The organism is Pseudomonas fluorescens Q2-87, assembly GCF_000281895.1.
GTDB classification, from domain to species: domain Bacteria; phylum Pseudomonadota; class Gammaproteobacteria; order Pseudomonadales; family Pseudomonadaceae; genus Aquipseudomonas; species Aquipseudomonas fluorescens_S.
In genome coordinates this window covers 4,728,088-4,744,381 of record NZ_CM001558.1, presented here as the reverse complement: position 1 = coordinate 4,744,381, position 16,294 = coordinate 4,728,088, and the positions used below count along the sequence as shown (strand labels likewise).

13 protein-coding genes are annotated in these 16,294 nt (G+C 61.4%); 2 read left to right on the top strand and 11 right to left on the bottom strand.

The window, feature by feature from the left end:
* Positions 1-13 precede the first annotated feature (13 nt).
* The 4 genes from PFLQ2_RS07020 to pobA all read right to left on the bottom strand — a co-directional run bounded on the left by PFLQ2_RS07020 (position 14) and on the right by pobA (position 6,302).
* Complete coding sequence (locus tag PFLQ2_RS07020; protein WP_003184657.1) at positions 14-2,944, bottom strand: DUF4132 domain-containing protein; 2,931 nt, start codon at positions 2,942-2,944, stop codon at positions 14-16.
* A 30-nt stretch (positions 2,945-2,974) separates the two neighbouring features.
* Positions 2,975-3,415: a hypothetical protein gene (locus tag PFLQ2_RS07025; RefSeq protein WP_003184655.1), complete on the bottom strand. Its 441-nt coding sequence runs from the start codon at positions 3,413-3,415 to the stop codon at positions 2,975-2,977.
* A gap of 118 nt (positions 3,416-3,533) precedes the next feature.
* Complete coding sequence (locus PFLQ2_RS07030; protein WP_003184653.1) at positions 3,534-5,051, bottom strand: MDR family MFS transporter; 1,518 nt, start codon at positions 5,049-5,051, stop codon at positions 3,534-3,536.
* Between the two features lie 57 nt (positions 5,052-5,108).
* Positions 5,109-6,302 (bottom strand): 4-hydroxybenzoate 3-monooxygenase, encoded by a 1,194-nt coding sequence (gene pobA / locus PFLQ2_RS07035; protein WP_003184650.1) that lies wholly within the window; start codon positions 6,300-6,302, stop codon positions 5,109-5,111.
* Between the two features lie 175 nt (positions 6,303-6,477).
* On the opposite strand from pobA, the gene PFLQ2_RS07040 reads away from it, so the two are divergent.
* Positions 6,478-7,371, top strand: coding sequence for a helix-turn-helix domain-containing protein (locus PFLQ2_RS07040; RefSeq protein ID WP_003184648.1), 894 nt, complete (start codon positions 6,478-6,480; stop codon positions 7,369-7,371).
* A gap of 7 nt (positions 7,372-7,378) precedes the next feature.
* Here PFLQ2_RS07040 and PFLQ2_RS30500 read toward each other — a convergent pair whose 3' ends face one another.
* From PFLQ2_RS30500 to arcD (PFLQ2_RS07065), 6 genes are all read right to left on the bottom strand, one after another.
* A complete protein-coding gene (locus PFLQ2_RS30500) occupies positions 7,379-7,555 on the bottom strand; it encodes a hypothetical protein (protein ID WP_003184646.1) in 177 nt (58 codons plus the stop codon).
* Positions 7,556-7,777: 222 nt separating this feature from the next.
* Positions 7,778-8,137, bottom strand: coding sequence for a DUF5064 family protein (locus PFLQ2_RS07045; RefSeq protein ID WP_003184645.1), 360 nt, complete (start codon positions 8,135-8,137; stop codon positions 7,778-7,780).
* Positions 8,138-8,201: 64 nt separating this feature from the next.
* Positions 8,202-9,131, bottom strand: a complete 930-nt coding sequence (arcC, locus tag PFLQ2_RS07050; RefSeq protein ID WP_003184643.1) for a carbamate kinase — start codon at positions 9,129-9,131, stop codon at positions 8,202-8,204.
* A 162-nt stretch (positions 9,132-9,293) separates the two neighbouring features.
* Positions 9,294-10,304 (bottom strand): ornithine carbamoyltransferase, encoded by a 1,011-nt coding sequence (locus PFLQ2_RS07055; protein ID WP_003184642.1) that lies wholly within the window; start codon positions 10,302-10,304, stop codon positions 9,294-9,296.
* A 68-nt stretch (positions 10,305-10,372) separates the two neighbouring features.
* Positions 10,373-11,629, bottom strand: coding sequence for an arginine deiminase (gene arcA, locus PFLQ2_RS07060; protein ID WP_003184640.1), 1,257 nt, complete (start codon positions 11,627-11,629; stop codon positions 10,373-10,375).
* Between the two features lie 31 nt (positions 11,630-11,660).
* The gene (gene arcD / locus PFLQ2_RS07065; protein ID WP_003184638.1) at positions 11,661-13,088 is read right to left on the bottom strand and encodes an arginine-ornithine antiporter; all 1,428 of its coding nucleotides are present in this window, start codon (positions 13,086-13,088) and stop codon (positions 11,661-11,663) included.
* 398 nt (positions 13,089-13,486) lie between these two features.
* Between arcD (PFLQ2_RS07065) and arcD (PFLQ2_RS07070) the strand changes: the two genes are divergently transcribed.
* Positions 13,487-14,914: an arginine-ornithine antiporter gene (arcD, locus tag PFLQ2_RS07070; protein WP_003184636.1), complete on the top strand. Its 1,428-nt coding sequence runs from the start codon at positions 13,487-13,489 to the stop codon at positions 14,912-14,914.
* Between the two features lie 32 nt (positions 14,915-14,946).
* Here arcD (PFLQ2_RS07070) and PFLQ2_RS07075 read toward each other — a convergent pair whose 3' ends face one another.
* Positions 14,947-16,293, bottom strand: coding sequence for a CoA transferase (locus tag PFLQ2_RS07075; protein ID WP_003184635.1), 1,347 nt, complete (start codon positions 16,291-16,293; stop codon positions 14,947-14,949).
* Between the last annotated feature and the right edge of the window lies 1 nt (position 16,294).

Sequence of the window (16,294 nt, the reverse complement as noted above, 5' to 3'; positions counted from 1 at the left end):
GCAAAGCCTGACATCAGCTCGCCAGCTGTATCTGTTCGAGTATCTGGCTGTCGGTGATGTTCATGTCGTCCAGCAGTAGGAACATCTTGCTCAGCACCTCAGCCATTTTTCTGTCGGTGTCGGCGAACGGCAGGTAGAACTCGGTGGCGCTGCCGCTAACAGGCACGATGCACAGGTAGTTGCCGGGTTCGATATGGATGGCCGCGCTGCCCAGGTGAATGCGGTAGTTCGCACGCTGGCCGGTAATGTGCAGGAAATGCCCTTCACATCTGACGTTTTGCAGTCCCAGCCCCCGAGTCAGCTCCGCGACCAGTTCGGCGCGTCGCTGCAGGGTTTCCTGACTGGTGCTATAGCCGTCCGCGGCGTGGGCCACGGAGACCAGTAGGTCGGCATCACGCATGACTTCTGAAAACAGCAGTGGCGGTACCTGTTCAAGAGGCAAGGCTTTCTGGTCGCGGTAGAACGCAATCGTGTCGAAGGTGAAGTGTTCTGTTTGGGACAGGTAATGACCGGTATCCAGAAAATTGAACGTGGCGTAGATGCCGTGCTCCTTGCTCTCGTAATAGATGTCTTCGACGCTTGAGGTCGACCAGTTGCGAACCTGCAGCAACCGTGCGGCCACTTTGCCTTTCAGGCGGTGGCCGGCAAATCGATTGGACCACACGTGTGTATCTCGCTCGGCGGGGGTCAGCAGGTACAGCTCGCGAAAGGCTTGTTTGAAGGGCTGTACACGGCGGTGGCTGACGACCGCTTTCTGCCAGGCCGACAGTTGTCCTGCCGTGAACAGATGAAAAGGGTGTGCAATGCGCAGGTTCTGTTTAACGGTGTACTGGCGCCCTTCAATGTCGGTCACTGACAGCGTCGTGCTGTCGAGCCAGCCCAGCACAGCGTCGTCGGCTTGAACGATGAGTTGCTCCAGTAGCAGGCGGACCGTAGGCATTTTCAGTAGGGTTTTCAGGACATCCAGAGCCAGGGTTTCGCCGCTGCTCATCATCGTTTCCAGAGTGCGGCAGAAGCGTGAAGTCTGTTCCTGGATCTGGGCCTGCTGTGCTTTGAGAGCAAGGAAGTCCGCGTTTTTGCGAATCGCTGGCGGTGCGGTCTTGAGCGTCTTTCCGGCTTTGCAGATGCGCAACGTGGGCGACAAGCCGTCGCTCACCAGCGTGACGTCATAGCCATCGATGGTGGCGGCCGTCATGGCGGATTCGGAGATCTCCGATTCCATGGCCCATTCCAGGCGAATCGCCGATGGATAACCGGCAACACGCGCCAGGTTTTCCAGCCCCGCCTGAATCGCCGCGTGGGAGTTGGCCTGTCGTTGAGCGCCGTATTTACGCACCTCCTGGTGCAATTTCTTGAGCTTCAGGTAGCGCTGGCGTACGTCGTCCGAATGCGTGACGGGCAATACCCCATAGATGCGCATTGCCGGCTGGGCGTGGCGGGTCAGCTTCTTTTCCAGTGCGGGACGACCGATACCCTGATAGGCATCGAGCAGCACGCGGGTTTCGGGAAACGCCCAGTGCGAGGGAGCGAGTGCGGCGAGGTATTCGCGCAAGTGCTGCGGGTCAGCTTCGGCCAGCGCCTTGTCCAGAAGATAGCGGTCCACCACACCCACGGTTGCATCCAGCGTATTGGGCAGGTCGCTGCCCCAGCCGGACTGGGGGGCGAGGGCGATGTTCAGGTATTCACGCTGGAAGCCTTGCAGATCACCCCAGCCGAGCGCGTCGAGTACCACTCGGCTGGCGTGCCCGGCGTAGGGCAGGGCGGTCAGCAGGGTATCTCTTGAAAAACGGGTCAGTGGCGCGAGCAGCTCCGCCGATTGCTCCTTGGGCAATTGCTGGAGCGACAGGAAACGTTCGAGCACCGCGGCCGTACTGCCGAAGCTGTCGTGAAAGGTGTCGGGTGTCATACCCAGACGTTCGATGGCCGCCAGGGCCAACAGCAGCCAGCGGGTCTGATAGGCCTGCACCGAACGGAAGGTGTCCGCCAGCTTCTCGGCATTATCGGGTAATCCGGCCAGGGCGTCCTCGACATAACGAACGGTAAAGTTCGCCAGTTCAGGTGGCACGTCGGCCGGCTCCTCGATCAGTGAATCTTCGCGCTGAGGTTGCTCCGTCTCGCACGCTTCGTCGTCAGGGGCTTCGTCATCTGGGGCGTCCTCGTCTAACGCTTCACCGGCGTACCGATTCGAGTCCACGTCATCACTGCCGAGCCCGGCGGCGTCTGTATAGAACATCATGGCGCGACCCCAGGTGTTGGCCGCCCGGGCGAAGCGAGGGTAATCGAGCCGGCCTGCTTCCATCAGGCCCAGAGCAATGCGCCGGATCTCGTTGTGCACGTAGATGTACGCGTCGGCGAGTCGCCTTTGCTCTTCATCAGGCGAGGACGGTGGCTGCACACGGTTCCAACTGCCGTCCAGCAACCATTCGGCGAACGTTTGCCAGGCCGGGGTGGACGGGTAATCGCTCAGGCGGTTGATGCAATCCGACACATCGGGAAAGGCCCAGGCGTGTTCCGGACGTCTGCGGTAATAGGCTGGATCGTCGTCATCAGTGGGCAGTGGATAGTCGCTGTCCTCGAAAGCAAATTGCAGCATGTGCTGCAGTCGCGCACAGATCTGCTCCAGCGCATAGGCATCGGGGTGGGCAGTCACCCACGCATCGCAAATGCGATATTGCAGGCCGTAGCGCTGTTGGTCGCGGCGGTCTTTCAAGTCGTCCCAGACGATCGGGAACACAAAACCGTCCGCCAGTGCCCTGGCGCCTTCCTGTGGCTGCTGCCTGACCCAGTCGTTGGCAATGCCCAGGAAGTCGATGCCATCCCAGATATCGATTTCGAATTCGTCATATCGTCTGAGCTCGGGATAGGTATCCAACGCGCTGTCACAGAAGGCTCCCAGCGCAGCGAGGCGTGTGGATTGGTCCGGCATTGGACGACGTGATTGCATGAGGGGCTCCGAAGAAGAGAGCAACAGGAATCAACCGCCAAGCAGCGGCATCAGACGGATAAACGCAAGCGTGGAAGGGGGGCTTACATCAACGAGGTCATTGAGGTTCTGTAGTATGACGCCGTTGTGCAGAACGCGGAATGCGCGGGTTTCAAAGCCCTTCAAGGCTCGCTCGATTTCGACGTCGAGATCCAGTTTGGGGGATGCCTTGGCTTGCGGCATGACGACTGCGCCTTCACCGGCTTGCTGAAGGATGTCCCGCTCGCTCAGGTACTGGCGATCGAGCACCTCGCGCATGGCCGCCTGTTCCAGCCAGTGCTGGACCGACAGCGCGGCGATCTGTTCGGCAACGGTGAGGCGAATGAGCTCGGCGACCGTCAGGATCGACGAGATCGGTGTCAGGGTGACGGGGGGAAGCAAAGGCTCCTGGCGTGCGCCTTTCAGGCAATAGCTATGAACCACCAATTCCATAACGTACCTCTCGCAAGCCAAGCCAGCCGGGCGGCAGCTTAGCATCTTGCGGTCAATGTGGCTAAAGTCGGAATGGGGCCGTGGTCGGGCTTTTTGGGTGGTGTGTATCCACACGGACCTACTGACCCTTCTCCTCCCGCCCCCGCAACACCCGATCAGGCATCACAACAGCCGCCATCAACCCCAACAACGACACTGCCGCACTGATCAACAGCAAATGCCGAAACGTCCCAAGCAATTCCCCGCGCAAGGCATCCTGCGCCGCGCCCGGCGCAGCGTTCAGGCTGTCCAGCAAGACATTCCCCGAATGCCCTTCGCCAATCAACGACGAGCCGGCAAGCCGGGCGAAGTTCGAATCCTGCAGCAAGGCCAGCAACAACGCCGACATTAAGGCCACGCCCACCGCGCCGCCCAGGGAGCGGAACAGGTTGGTGGTGCTGGTGGCAACGCCGATGTCCGCTTGTTGCACAGAATTCTGCGAGCCCACCAAGGAGGTCGGAAATTGCATGCCCGAGGCAATGCCGCTGAGCAGCATGAATACGCTGCTGAGCCAGAACGCAGCGGGTGGGGTGAGGGCCATGCCAAGGATGGACAGCGGCAGGAGCACGGCGCCGCCCAGGATCATCGGTTTGTAGCGGCCCGTGATCGACGTACGGCGCCCGGCGAAGTACGCGCCGATGGGCAGCCCCATGGCCAGGGGCAGCAAATGCAACGCGGCGCTGTCCGCACCGGCGCCGGTTACGCTCTGAAAGCGCAGCGGCACCAGCACTGTCAGGGAAATCGCCTGGAAGCTGGTGAAAAATACCGTGCACCAGCACAACACCGCGCTGCGATTGACGAACAGGTGCATCGGCAACAGCGGTTCCCGGGCCCTGCGCTCATGCCAGGCGAACAGCCCCAGCACCGCTATCGCGCCAATCAACAGCCCCAGCACTTCACGGCTGTACCAGGCGTGGCCATGTCCCACCTGTGTGATCCCCAGCAACAGCGCCGTCAGGCCGATGATCAGCAGCATTGTGCCCAGGTAGTCGATGATCGGCGTGCGTTGCGGTACTGGCAGCCCGACCAGGGTGCGCCTGGCTACCCACCAGGCCGCCATGCCCAGCGGCAGGTTGATCCAGAACACCCAGCGCCACGACAGGTATTGCGTCATGTAGCCGCCGAGCACCGGCCCGGCGACGCTGGCCACCGCGTACATGCTGCTGAAATAGCCCTGGTAGCGGCCACGCTCGCGAGGGGGCACGATGTCGCCGATGATCGCCTGGCTCACCGAGATCATCCCGCCGGCACCAATGCCTTGGAGTATCCGCGCCAGCACCAGTTGTTCCATGTCTTGCGCCAAGCCACACAATAGCGAGGCCAGGGTGAACAGGCCCATGCCAAACAGCATCAGCGGTCGCCGGCCATAAAGGTCCCCGAGCTTGCCGTAGATCGGCACTGCCACGGTCATGGCGACCATGTAGCCGGAAATCACCCAGGCCAGCAGGCCGACGTCCTTGAACTGTGAGGAAATGGCCGGCATCGAGACGGCGACGATGGTCTGGTCGAGCGCTCCGAGGAAAATCGCCAGCATCAGGGCTGCCAGTACGCTGCGTATGGCTGGCTTCGGGGCTTGGGGAATATTGAGCTGAGTCACGGTAGAACCTGCGGGCATCGCGCCGGGTCGGAGCCCGCAGTTTAAGTCGATAGCCGGCTATTCGATAGCCTCATAAGGAAGTCCGACGTAATTTTCTGCGATGGTTTTTCGGCCGGCCTCGGAGTCGACGAAATACTCCAGCTCCGCTTCGCTGATGCGCTGGTTGAAAGCGTCGTCGTTGTCGAAGCGGTGCAGCATCGAGGTCATCCACCAGGAAAAACGCTCGGCTTTCCAGACCCGCCGCAGGCAGATGGCTGAGTACTGTTGCAGCAGATCCACACGGCCATCGCGATAGACCTTGAGCAGAATGTTGAACAGCGTGCTGACATCACTGGCCGCCAGGTTGAGGCCCTTGGCGCCGGTGGGCGGGACGATGTGGGCCGCGTCGCCCACCAGGAACATACGCCCGTACTGCATGGGCTCGACCACGAAACTGCGCAGCGGCGCGATGCTCTTCTCGATGGACGGGCCGGTTACCAGCGTTTCGGCCAGGTCGGCGGGCAGGCGGGCTTTGAGTTCGGTCCAGAAGCGCTCGTCCGGCCAATCGGCGACCAGTTCCTCGGCGGGTACTTGCAGGTAGTAACGGGTACGCGTCTTGGAACGCATGCTGCACAGGGCAAAACCGCGCTCGTGCCGCGCGTAGACCAGTTCCTCGTGGACCGGCGGGGTATCGGCCAGGACGCCGAGCCAGCCAAACGGATAGACTCGCTCGAAGACCTTGAGTTTTTCCGCCGGGATGGACTGTCGCGCCACGCCATGGAAACCGTCGCAACCGGCGATATAGTCGCAGTCCAGGCGCCAGGTGTCGCCCTGGTGCTCGAAGGTCACGAAGGGTTGGTCGGTTTGCATGGCGTGGGGCTGGGTGTTTTCGACCTGATACAACGTGCGGGCGCCGGCGGCTTCGCGAGCGGCCATCAAGTCACGGGTGACTTCGGTCTGGCCGTAGACCATGACGTTCTTGCCGCCGGTCAGGCCCTTGAGGTCGATGTGCACGCGCCGATCGTTGAGTACCAGCTCAAACCCGTCGTGGGGCAGGCCTTCGGCGTCCATGCGTTGGCCGACGCCGGCCTGGCGCAGCAGGTCGACCATGCCTTGTTCCAGCACGCCGGCGCGGATACGGCCCAGTACATAGTCGGGGGCCTGGCGTTCGAGGATGACGGTGTCGATCCCGGCGTTGTGCAGCAACTGGCCGAGTAGCAGGCCAGAGGGGCCGGCGCCGATAATCGCGACTTGGGTCTTGAGGGTTTTCATTGTTCTTATGACTCGCACGAAGCACGCGACCAGGGTCGGTGTTGATTGTTATAGATCGAGTGCCTGCATTTTTCGCTTGCGGAGCTGTCAGTTGAAGGGGAAAACTGAGCCGATACCTGTTCTTTCTGCCAATTGGTGCGATTATCGCCCGCAACCCCTGGCCCGGATCCACGTTATGAAAAAACCTGACTTGCCTTCGATCCCGGTGTTCAAGCTCTACGGCGAGAGCCAGGATTGGCCGACGCCGGACTTGCTTCACTGCGAAACCATTTCCAAGCGCAGCAGCGAGCATCAATGGGAGATCAAACCCCATCGGCATGCTGACCTGTGCCAGTTGCTGTTCGTCTTCAGGGGCCAGGCGGAACTGGAAATCGAAGGCCTGCGCACGCAACTCGACGAGCCGGCGGTGCAGATCCTGCCGCCGCTGTCAGTGCATGGCTTTCGTTTTTCCGAAGATGTGGAAGGTTACGTGGTGACCCTGGCGGCGCCACTGGTGACGCACTTGCAAGCGCAGTTGGGGCATTCGGTGAACGTCCTGGCCCAGGCTGAAAGCTACCCGGCCCTGGACAACGCCGAGTACCTCAACAGCCTGTTCAGCGCCTTGCAGAATGAATATGTGGGGCATCAACCGGCCCGGGAAATGCTGATGCATGCCCTGGTCAGCGTGATCATGGTCTGGGTCAGCCGCCAGGTGATGCAACGACGTACCCAGACCCAGCGCCCGCAACGCGCCCGGGAATACCTCAACGGGTTCATTCAACTGGTGGAAGAAACCTATCGCCAGCACGTCAAGGTCGAGGATCTGGCCCATCGCCTGGGCATTTCCGTGTCGCACCTCAACGGCACCTGCCGGGAACTTGCGGGGCAACCGGCATTGCAGATCATGCACGAGCGCCAGTTGCTGGAAGCCAAGCGGTTGCTGACCTATACCGGCATGACCATCTACGAGATTTCCGAGATGCTCGGGTTCTCCGACCCGACCAACTTCACCCGGCTTTTTCGCCGGCGCGTCGGCATCTCGCCCAAAGCGTTCCGGGACCGGCTCAAGACCGATCAGCAGGACGACTGAACGCGCCTCAGCGAAGGGCGTTCAGGGTCGCGTTGTGGGGGATGCAACGTTCCATATTGCAGCTGGCGTATTCACGGGGCTGCTGCCTGGCCTGCTCGACCCGGTAGGCCGCCGTGCCGTACAGCGCCAGCGTAGCGGCGCAGGTGACGAAGATGGCGAGGCGTCTTTTTGTTTTGATGTTCATGGCGGTGACCTCTGAACGAATACCCTGGGGTACTGTTTAAAGCATAGGTCAGCGCGGGTGAGTTGCCAGCGAGGCGGGGGCTGTTTGTAGATCGGTATTCAGGCCACTGATGATCCCTGTGGGAGCGGGCTTGCTCGCGAAAGCGGTGGGTCAGTCACTTTAATGTTGGAGGTTGTTCCGTCTTCGCGAGCAAGCCCGCTCCCACAAGGTTTAGCGGTGTTCTTAACTCAAGTGTTCAGGCTTCATCGGATCGCCCGGCTTGACGTCCAGTTGGTGGCGAACGTCTTCGAACATTTCGTCGTAGTACTTGTGCATCGAACCGATGCTGGCGGTCTTGGGCAAGCCATATTTCTGCGCGATGCGGGTGGCATGGCGGGCAAAGTCGAAGGCTTGGTCCTTGGCCAGGAAGAACGTCTCGTCCAAGGTCTTGTCCTCGACGGTGCCATGCACCCGAAACGACATACCCGCGCCCTCCTTGGGATCCTGCTCGAGCGTGTAGTCGATGCACAGGTTGTAGCTGAAATCCTCCTTGTTCAGCGCATGGCGCTCCATGTGCAGGTGACCGGGTTCGAACATGGCCATAAGCGTTTCTCCTTTGAAGGCATGGAGAACGGCAGACACCGCGCCTGCCGCATAAGTTTTCCCTTTATCGATAAACAATTCCCGGCGTGGCCGTGCTGATGCGCGTGCCGGCAGTGCCTTGGACAATAGCATCGATGTCTGCCAACGACCCGATCACCGCAACCTTGCCAGTGTTGCGCGCAAATTCGCAGGCCGCTTGCACCTTCGGCCCCATGGAACCCGCAGCGAAACCGAGTTTTTCCATATCGTCGGGGTGAGCCTGGACGATGGCTTGCTGGGTCGGTTTGCCAAAGTCGATGTATGCCGCATTGACGTCAGTGGCGATGACCAGCAGATCGCTTTCCAGCTGTTCGGCCAGCAGCGCCGAGCACAGGTCTTTGTCGATCACCGCTTCCACGCCTTGCAGCTTGCCGTTCGCGTCGTACATCGTCGGAATGCCGCCACCGCCGGCGCAGATCACGATGCTGCCTTTTTCCAGCAGCCATTTGATCGGGCGGATTTCAAAGATGCGCTTGGGTCGTGGGCTGGCGACCACCCGGCGGAACTTGTCGCCGTCCGGGGCGATGGCCCAGCCTTTTTCAGCGGCCAGTTTTTGCGCCTCTGCCTGGCTGTAGACCGGGCCGATGGGCTTGGTGGGGTTCTGAAAAGCCGGATCGTTGCCATCCACCTCGACCTGGGTCAGCAGCGTGGCGAACGGCACCTCGAAATCCAGCAGATTGCCGAGTTCCTGTTCGATGATGTAGCCGATCATGCCTTCGGTTTCGGCGCCGAGGACGTCCAGTGGATATGGCGTGACCGAGGTGTAGGCCGCGGCCTGCAACGACAGCAGGCCCACCTGCGGGCCGTTGCCGTGGGCGATGACCAGTTGGTTGCCGGCGTGGACTTTCGCGATCTGCTCGGTGGCGGTGCGGATGTTGCTGCGTTGGTTCTCTGCGGTCATGGGCTCGCCCCGACGCAGAAGGGCGTTACCGCCCAGGGCAATGACGATGCGCATGGTGTTGTCCTCTGACAGATACATAACGGACGACTCGGTCCCTTGTGGGAGCGGGCTTGCCCGCGAAGGCGGAATAACAGGCACAGTTCCTTTGACTGACACACCGCTTTCGCGAGCAAGCCCGCTCCCACACTGGATTGCATTCCAGCGGGGAGGGCGCCTTCAGATATCCGCCAGCGCCGACACCAGGATCGCCTTGATGGTGTGCATGCGGTTTTCCGCTTGTTCGAAGGCGATGTTGGCCGGGGATTCGAAGACGTCCTCGGTGACTTCCACGCCGTTGGCCAGGTTCGGATAGCGGGCGGCGATGTCTTTGCCGACCTTGGTTTCGCTGTTATGAAACGCCGGCAGGCAGTGCATGAATTTCACCCGTGGGTTGCCCGAGGCTTTCATCATCTGCGCGTTGACTTGGTAGGGCAGCAGTTGCTCGATACGCTCATCCCAGGCCTCCACCGGCTCGCCCATGGACACCCAAATGTCGGTGTGGATGAAGTCCACGCCCTTGACGGCTTCCTTGGGGTCTTCGGTGATGGTGATGCGCGCGCCGCTTTCGACGGCGAAGGCCTGGCACTGATCGATGAAGTCTTGATGCGGCCACAAGGCTTTCGGCGCGCCGATGCGCACGTCCATGCCCAGCTTGGCGCCGATCATCAGCAGCGAATTGCCCATGTTGTAGCGGGCATCGCCCAGGTAGGCATAGCTGATGTCATGCAGCGGCTTGTCGCTGTGTTCACGCATGGTCAGGGTGTCGGCGATCATCTGGGTGGGGTGGAATTCGGCGGTCAGGCCGTTGAACACCGGTACTCCGGCGAACTTGGCCAGTTCCTCGACGATTTCCTGTTCGAAGCCACGGTACTCGATCGCGTCGAACATCCGGCCCAGCACCCGGGCGGTATCTTTCATGCTCTCCTTGTGGCCGATCTGCGACGACACCGGATCGATGTAGGTGACGTGGGCGCCCTGGTCGTGGGCCGCGACCTCAAAGGCGCAGCGGGTACGGGTCGAGGTCTTTTCGAAAATCAGCGCGATGTTCTTGCCCTTGAGGTGTGGCTGTTCGGTGCCGGTGTATTTGGCGCGCTTGAGGTCACGGGACAGGTCCAGCAGAAAGTGCAGCTCGCGGTTGGTGTGGTGCATCAAACTCAGCAGGCTACGGTTACGCATGTTGAAAGCCATGATGGATCTCCTTGGGTTTCGGTTATCCCCTTGGGCGCTGCCGGATAAGCAGCGGCCAAGGCCAAAAATCAGTAGTCGATAGGGTCGCGGATGATCGGGCAGGTCATGCAATGGCCGCCGCCGCGACCCCGGCCCAGTTCGCTGGCGCTGATGGTGATGACTTCCACCCCGGCCTTGCGCAGCAGGGTGTTGGTGTAGGTGTTGCGGTCGTAGCCGATCACCACGCCCGGTTCCAGGGCCACCACGTTGTTGCCGTCGTCCCATTGTTCGCGCTCGGCGGCGAAGCTGTTGCCGCCGGTTTCCACTATTCGCAGCGCCGGCAGCTTGAGGGCGGCGGCCACGGTGTCGAGGAAACTGCCTTCCTCGCGGCGCACGTCGATGCCGCCGGGTTTGCTCTCGTCAGGGCGCAGGGAGAAGGCGACGATCTGGCTCACCACTTCCGGGAAAATCGTTACCAGGTCGCGGTCACAGAAACTGAAGACGGTGTCCAGGTGCATCGCGGCGCGGGATTTTGGCAAGCCGGCAACGATGACCCGTTCCACCGCTTTGTGCTTGAACAGGTTCAGTGCCAACTGGCCGATGGCTTGGCGGGACGAGCGTTCGCCCATGCCGATCAGCACCACGCCGTTGCCGATAGGCATCACGTCGCCGCCTTCAAGGGTCGCGTTGCCGTGCTCTTGGTCGGGGTCGCCGTACCAGATCTGGAAATCGGCGTTCGTGAACTCGGGATGGAATCTGTAGATGGCGCTGGCCAGCAAGGTTTCCTGGCGCCGCGCCGGCCAGTACATCGGGTTCAGCGTCACGCCACCGTAGATCCAGCAAGTGGTATCGCGGGTGAACTGGGTGTTGGGCAGCGGCGGCAGGATGAAGCTGGAGTGCCCGAGGAAGTCGCGGAACATCTGGATGGTCTTGCCACCGAAGCTGTCCGGCAGATCGTCTGCCGAGACGCCGCCGATCAGGAATTCAGCGATATGGCGCGGCTCCAGGCTGCGCAGCCACGAGCCGACTTCATTCACCAGGCCCAGGCCCACCGAGTTGGCAGTGATCTTGCGTTGCAGGATCCAGTCCAGGGCTTCGGGGATGGCGACGATGTCGGTCAGCAGGTTGTGCATTTCCAGCACGTCGATGCCTCGCTCGCGCATCTTGGTGACGAAATCGAAATGGTCGCGCTTGGCCTGGTTGACCCAGATCACATCATCGAACAGCAGCTCGTCGCAATTGTTGGGAGTCAAGCGCTGATGGGCGAGGCCTGGGGAGCACACCATGACTTTACGTAATTTACCGGCTTCGGAATGAACGCCGTATTTCACTTTTTCCGTGGTCATTACAAATCCTCCAGTGAAAACAATCAGTCAGCTACAAGGTCAGGAAGCCGTCGTAGAGCCCGTAGGCAGCCACCAGGGCACCTGCGATCACCGCGGCAAAAATCAGCTTCTCGACAGAGGTGAAAATCGGTTTGCCCAGCTCATGCTTGGCCTTGGCGAACAGGATCGCGCCGGGGGCATAGAGCAGGGCAGAGAGCAGCAAATACTTGATGCCGCCGGCGTACAGCAGCCACACCGCATAGACCAGGGCGATGGCACCGATGGCCAGGTCCTTGCGGCGTTCGGCCAGGGCGTTTTCATAGGTTTCGCCGCGCACCGCGAGCAACAGCGCGTAGGCCGCCGACCAGAGGTAAGGCACCAGGATCATCGAGGTGGCGAGGTAGATCAGTGACAGGTAGGTGCTGGCCGAAAACAGCGTGATGATCAGGAACAGCTGGACCATCGCGTTGGTCAGCCACAGGGCGTTGGCCGGGACATGATTGGCGTTCTCGCGACGCAGGAACGCCGGCATGGTGTGGTCCTTGGCGGCGGCGAACATGATCTCGGCGCACAACAACACCCATGACAGCAGCGCGCCGAGCAGCGAGATGACCAGGCCAACGCTGATCAGCACCGCGCCCCAATGCCCCACCACGTGCTCCAGCACGGCGGCCATGGACGGGTTCTGCAGTTTTGCCAGTTCCGGTTGGGTCATGATGCCCAACGACAACACGTTCACCAACACCAGGAACAACAGCACGGTGATGAAGCCGATCACAGTGGCCTTGCCCACGTCCGAGCGTTTTTCGGCACGGGCGGAAAAGATACTCGCGCCCTCGATGCCGATGAACACCCACACGGTGACCAGCATCATGTGGCGTACCTGGGTCATCACGCTGCCCAGGCCCGGATTCTTCAGGCCCCAGATGTCGGCGGTGAAGATGTCGAGCTTGAACGCGAACACCGCGATCAATACGAACAACACCAGCGGCACGACCTTGGCGACGGTGGTGACCAGGTTGATGAACGCCGCTTCCTTGATCCCCCGCAGGACCAGGAAGTGCACCGCCCACAACAACACCGACGCGCCGATCACGGCTGCAACGGTATTGCCCTCACCGAAGATCGGGAAGAAGTAACCCAGGGTGCTGAACAGCAACACGAAGTAACCGACGTTGCCCAGCCAGGCGCTGATCCAGTAACCCCAGGCCGAGGAGAAGCCCATGTAGTCGCCAAAGCCGGCCTTGGCGTAGGCATACACGCCGCCGTCCAGGTCGGGCTTGCGGTTGGCCAGGGTCTGGAACACGAAGGCCAGGGTCAGCATGCCGACGGCGGTGATCGCCCAGCCGATCAACACGGCTCCGACGTCGGCGCTGGCGGCCATGTTTTGCGGCAGGGAAAAGATTCCCCCGCCGATCATGGAGCCGACGACCAGTGCCACCAGCGCACCCAATCGAAGTTTTCCGGGGGTATCAGACATTTGCGAGACTCCAATGCAGGAGAAGAGAGTCAGTAGGCTAAAACGAATTGAAACTTCAATAGCTGATCTGGATCAGTGCATGACAACATTCCATTGTTAATGAAAGAGTTATTACCGTCTCTCGGTCTTCATGAATTTTCCTGGAGGACCGTTCCAGAGCGGCTGGTGTGGTGCGATGGGGAGGTTTGACCTCCGGCAGTAATATTTCCGCTAGTTGATGAAAACCTGCTGCGCAACGAATGCCTGGGCGAGTGTCTGGACAAGAAAAGAGTTGCCGTCATGGCCTTTTTTATAAGCGTCTTGGAGAATGCCCGGCATAAGCCCTTGGGACTTAGCCCTGAATGACGCTATTTAAAATAGTCATGTCGTTTTATTTACATATTTGATAGTGAGAAAAGATGCCGCAGCCGATTGAGAAATTGCGACTCGGGGCGCTGGTTGCGCTGGTGGTGGGATCGATGATTGGCGGTGGGATTTTTTCCTTGCCGCAAAACATGGCGGCTCGGGCCGATGCCGGTGCGGTACTGATCGGCTGGCTCATTACCGCCGTCGGCATGCTGTCCCTGGCTTTTGTGTTCCAGACCCTGGCCAACCGCAAGCCCGGGCTGGACTCGGGTGTCTACGCCTACGCCAAGGCCGGGTTTGGCGATTACATGGGCTTCTCGACCGCCTGGGGCTATTGGATCAGCGCCTGGATGGGCAATGTCGGCTACTTCGTGTTGCTGTTCAGTACCCTGGGCTATTTCTTTCCGGTGTTCGGCCAGGGCAACACGCCGGTGGCCATCGCTTGCGCGTCGGCGCTGCTGTGGGCGGTGCATGGGCTGGTGCTGCGGGGTATCAAGGAAGCCGCGTTCATCAACCTGGTGACCACCATCGCCAAAGTGGTGCCGCTGGTGATGTTCATCGTCATCGCCGCCATAGCGTTCAAGGCCGAGATATTCACCCGGGACATCTGGGGCGCGATGAACCCGGACCTGGGCAGCGTAATGGACCAGGTGCGCCACATGATGCTGATCACCGTGTTCGTGTTCATCGGCATCGAGGGCGCCAGCGTCTATTCAGCGCGGGCGCAACGGCGTGCGGACGTAGGGCGGGCGACGGTCATTGGATTCGTCGGGGTGTTGGCGTTGCTGGTACTGGTGAACGTGTTGTCGTTGGGCATCATGACCCAACCGGAACTGGCAAGACTGCAAAACCCGTCTCTGGCCGGTGTCTTGGAACACATCGTCGGGCCCTGGGGCGCGTTGCTGGTCAGCCTGGGTTTGGCGGTATCGTTGCTGGGGGCGCTGTTGTCCTGGGCGCTGCTGTGCGCTGAAATCCTCTATGCCACTGCCCGGGACAAGACCATGCCGGCGTTCCTGACCAAAGAGAATGCCAACCATGCCCCGGTCAATGCCCTGTGGTTGACCAACGGCATGATTCAACTGTTTTTGCTGATTACCCTATTCTCCGAAGGTACGTACACCAGCCTGATCTACCTGTCGTCGTCGATGATTCTGGCGCCGTACCTGTGGTCAGCGGCCTACGCGGTATTGCTTTGCGCCCGGGGTGAAACTTATGAGCAGGGCTCGGCCCGGCGCGTGAAGGACCTGTTCGTCGGTGGCGTCGCGCTGTGCTACGCGGTGTGGCTGCTGTACGCCGGTGGTGTGAAATACCTGCTGCTGTCGGCGCTGTTGTATGCGCCCGGGATCATCCTGTTCGCCCAGGCCAAGCGCGAGCAGCGGCAGCCCTTGTTCACCCATATGGAAAAGGGAATCTTTGCCTGCGTGATGGCGGGGGCGGGCATGGCGGCTTATGGTTTGTACCGCGGCGTGCTGGTGCTGTAGAACTACTGCGGCTCCCTCACCACATGGGCACCTCACCACTGTGGGCGATGGGCCCCCAGTTCAGCCGCCGGGAGCGCCCATTGCACCGGCGTCCCGGTGATTTTCAGCGGCACGTGCAGCCGCTGGGCCGGGCCCCACGGCGTTTGTTCGATCAAGAGTCCTCGGTCGTCGCTGGCCTCGGGTCGCAATGGGGTCGGGTCCCCTGCGCCACGCTCGATCAACAGCTTTGCCGTGCGCGCCAGTGACAAGCGTGCCGAGCCGCCGTGACCATTGTGCAAGCGCCGGGATAGCAGCACCAGTGCGCTGGCCGCCAGCAGATAGCCGGTGCCGTGATCCAGTGCCTGCACCGGCAGTGGTGTCGGTTTGTCGGTGTGTTTCCAATTCATGCCCGCTTCGGCAACGCCGCTGCTCATCTGCACCAGGCTGTCGAAGCCGCGCCGGTTCTGCCACGGGCCGCTCCAGCCGTAGGCGTTGAGGCTGACATCAATCAGGCCCGGGGCGATCTGCTGGCGTTGCTCGGCGCCATAGCCCAGGTGCTCAAGGGCGTCGGCACGGTAGCCGTGCAGGAGGATGTCGGTGTCCTGGAGCAGTGCCTCGAATGTGGCTCGATCGTCGGCGCGATGAAGATCGAGGCGGGCGCAGCGTTTGCCCAGGGTGACTTCTGGCACCACGCCGGGTTCGTTCCAGGTCGGTGGGTCTATGCGCAGGACATCGGCACCCAGGCCCGCGAGGAAGCGGCTGGCGACAGGGCCGGCCAGGACGCGGGTCAGATCCAGTACCCGCACGCCCGCCAGCGGTCGCGCTACGGAGCCGAGCCAGGGTTCAGGCCGCTCGATGATGGACTTGCTCAACTGCACCAGCGGCTCGGCGTTCACCGCCATGCCTTGGGGATGCGCCTGCCATGCCTGCCATGAGCGCATCTCGGCGGCGCAACCGCCGGCGTCGACCACGGCCTGCTCCAGCTCGGCCTTGTTCCAGCGGGCCACTCGGGTCGCCATGTCGGCGCGGTCAACGCAGGGGCCGAGGACTTTTTCCGCCGCCAGTCGATGATGAGGGGCGTTGGTGTGCAGGCGAATCCAGCCGTCGGCGGTGGCATAGTCACCGGCCACTGGGTCCCACATCGGCGGCACGCTCCAGCCAATCGGACGCAGGGACGTGGAAAACCACAACGAGGCCAGGCGCCGGTCGACTTCGACAGGTGGCAGGCGGCCGGTCTGTTGGTGGATGAGCCCGGCGGTTGCCTGCCCGGCTGCAGCGATGCTGGCGCAGGCCAGCTCCGTGACGGCGAAGGCGGAGGACAACGCGCCTTCGCCGGTGAAGAGGATCGGCGTCATGGGCAAGCCGAGCGCGGCTTGCACGGACGTCAGCAGATCGGTCATC

Excerpts from the sequence above, each read along its gene's own strand:
- pobA (WP_003184650.1), bottom strand. The coding sequence starts at position 6,302 with ATGAAAACCCTCAAGACCCAAGTCGCGATTATCGGCGCCGGCCCCTCT.
- arcD (WP_003184636.1), top strand. The coding sequence starts at position 13,487 with ATGCCGCAGCCGATTGAGAAATTGCGACTCGGGGCGCTGGTTGCGCTG.
- PFLQ2_RS07075 (WP_003184635.1), bottom strand. The coding sequence starts at position 16,293 with ATGACCGATCTGCTGACGTCCGTGCAAGCCGCGCTCGGCTTGCCCATG.
- arcA (WP_003184640.1), bottom strand. The coding sequence starts at position 11,629 with ATGACCACGGAAAAAGTGAAATACGGCGTTCATTCCGAAGCCGGTAAA.
- PFLQ2_RS07040 (WP_003184648.1), top strand. The coding sequence starts at position 6,478 with ATGAAAAAACCTGACTTGCCTTCGATCCCGGTGTTCAAGCTCTACGGC.
- PFLQ2_RS07055 (WP_003184642.1), bottom strand. The coding sequence starts at position 10,304 with ATGGCTTTCAACATGCGTAACCGTAGCCTGCTGAGTTTGATGCACCAC.
- PFLQ2_RS07025 (WP_003184655.1), bottom strand. The coding sequence starts at position 3,415 with ATGGAATTGGTGGTTCATAGCTATTGCCTGAAAGGCGCACGCCAGGAG.
- PFLQ2_RS07020 (WP_003184657.1), bottom strand. The coding sequence starts at position 2,944 with ATGCAATCACGTCGTCCAATGCCGGACCAATCCACACGCCTCGCTGCG.
- PFLQ2_RS30500 (WP_003184646.1), bottom strand. The coding sequence starts at position 7,555 with ATGAACATCAAAACAAAAAGACGCCTCGCCATCTTCGTCACCTGCGCC.
- arcD (WP_003184638.1), bottom strand. The coding sequence starts at position 13,088 with ATGTCTGATACCCCCGGAAAACTTCGATTGGGTGCGCTGGTGGCACTG.
- PFLQ2_RS07045 (WP_003184645.1), bottom strand. The coding sequence starts at position 8,137 with ATGGCCATGTTCGAACCCGGTCACCTGCACATGGAGCGCCATGCGCTG.
- arcC (WP_003184643.1), bottom strand. The coding sequence starts at position 9,131 with ATGCGCATCGTCATTGCCCTGGGCGGTAACGCCCTTCTGCGTCGGGGC.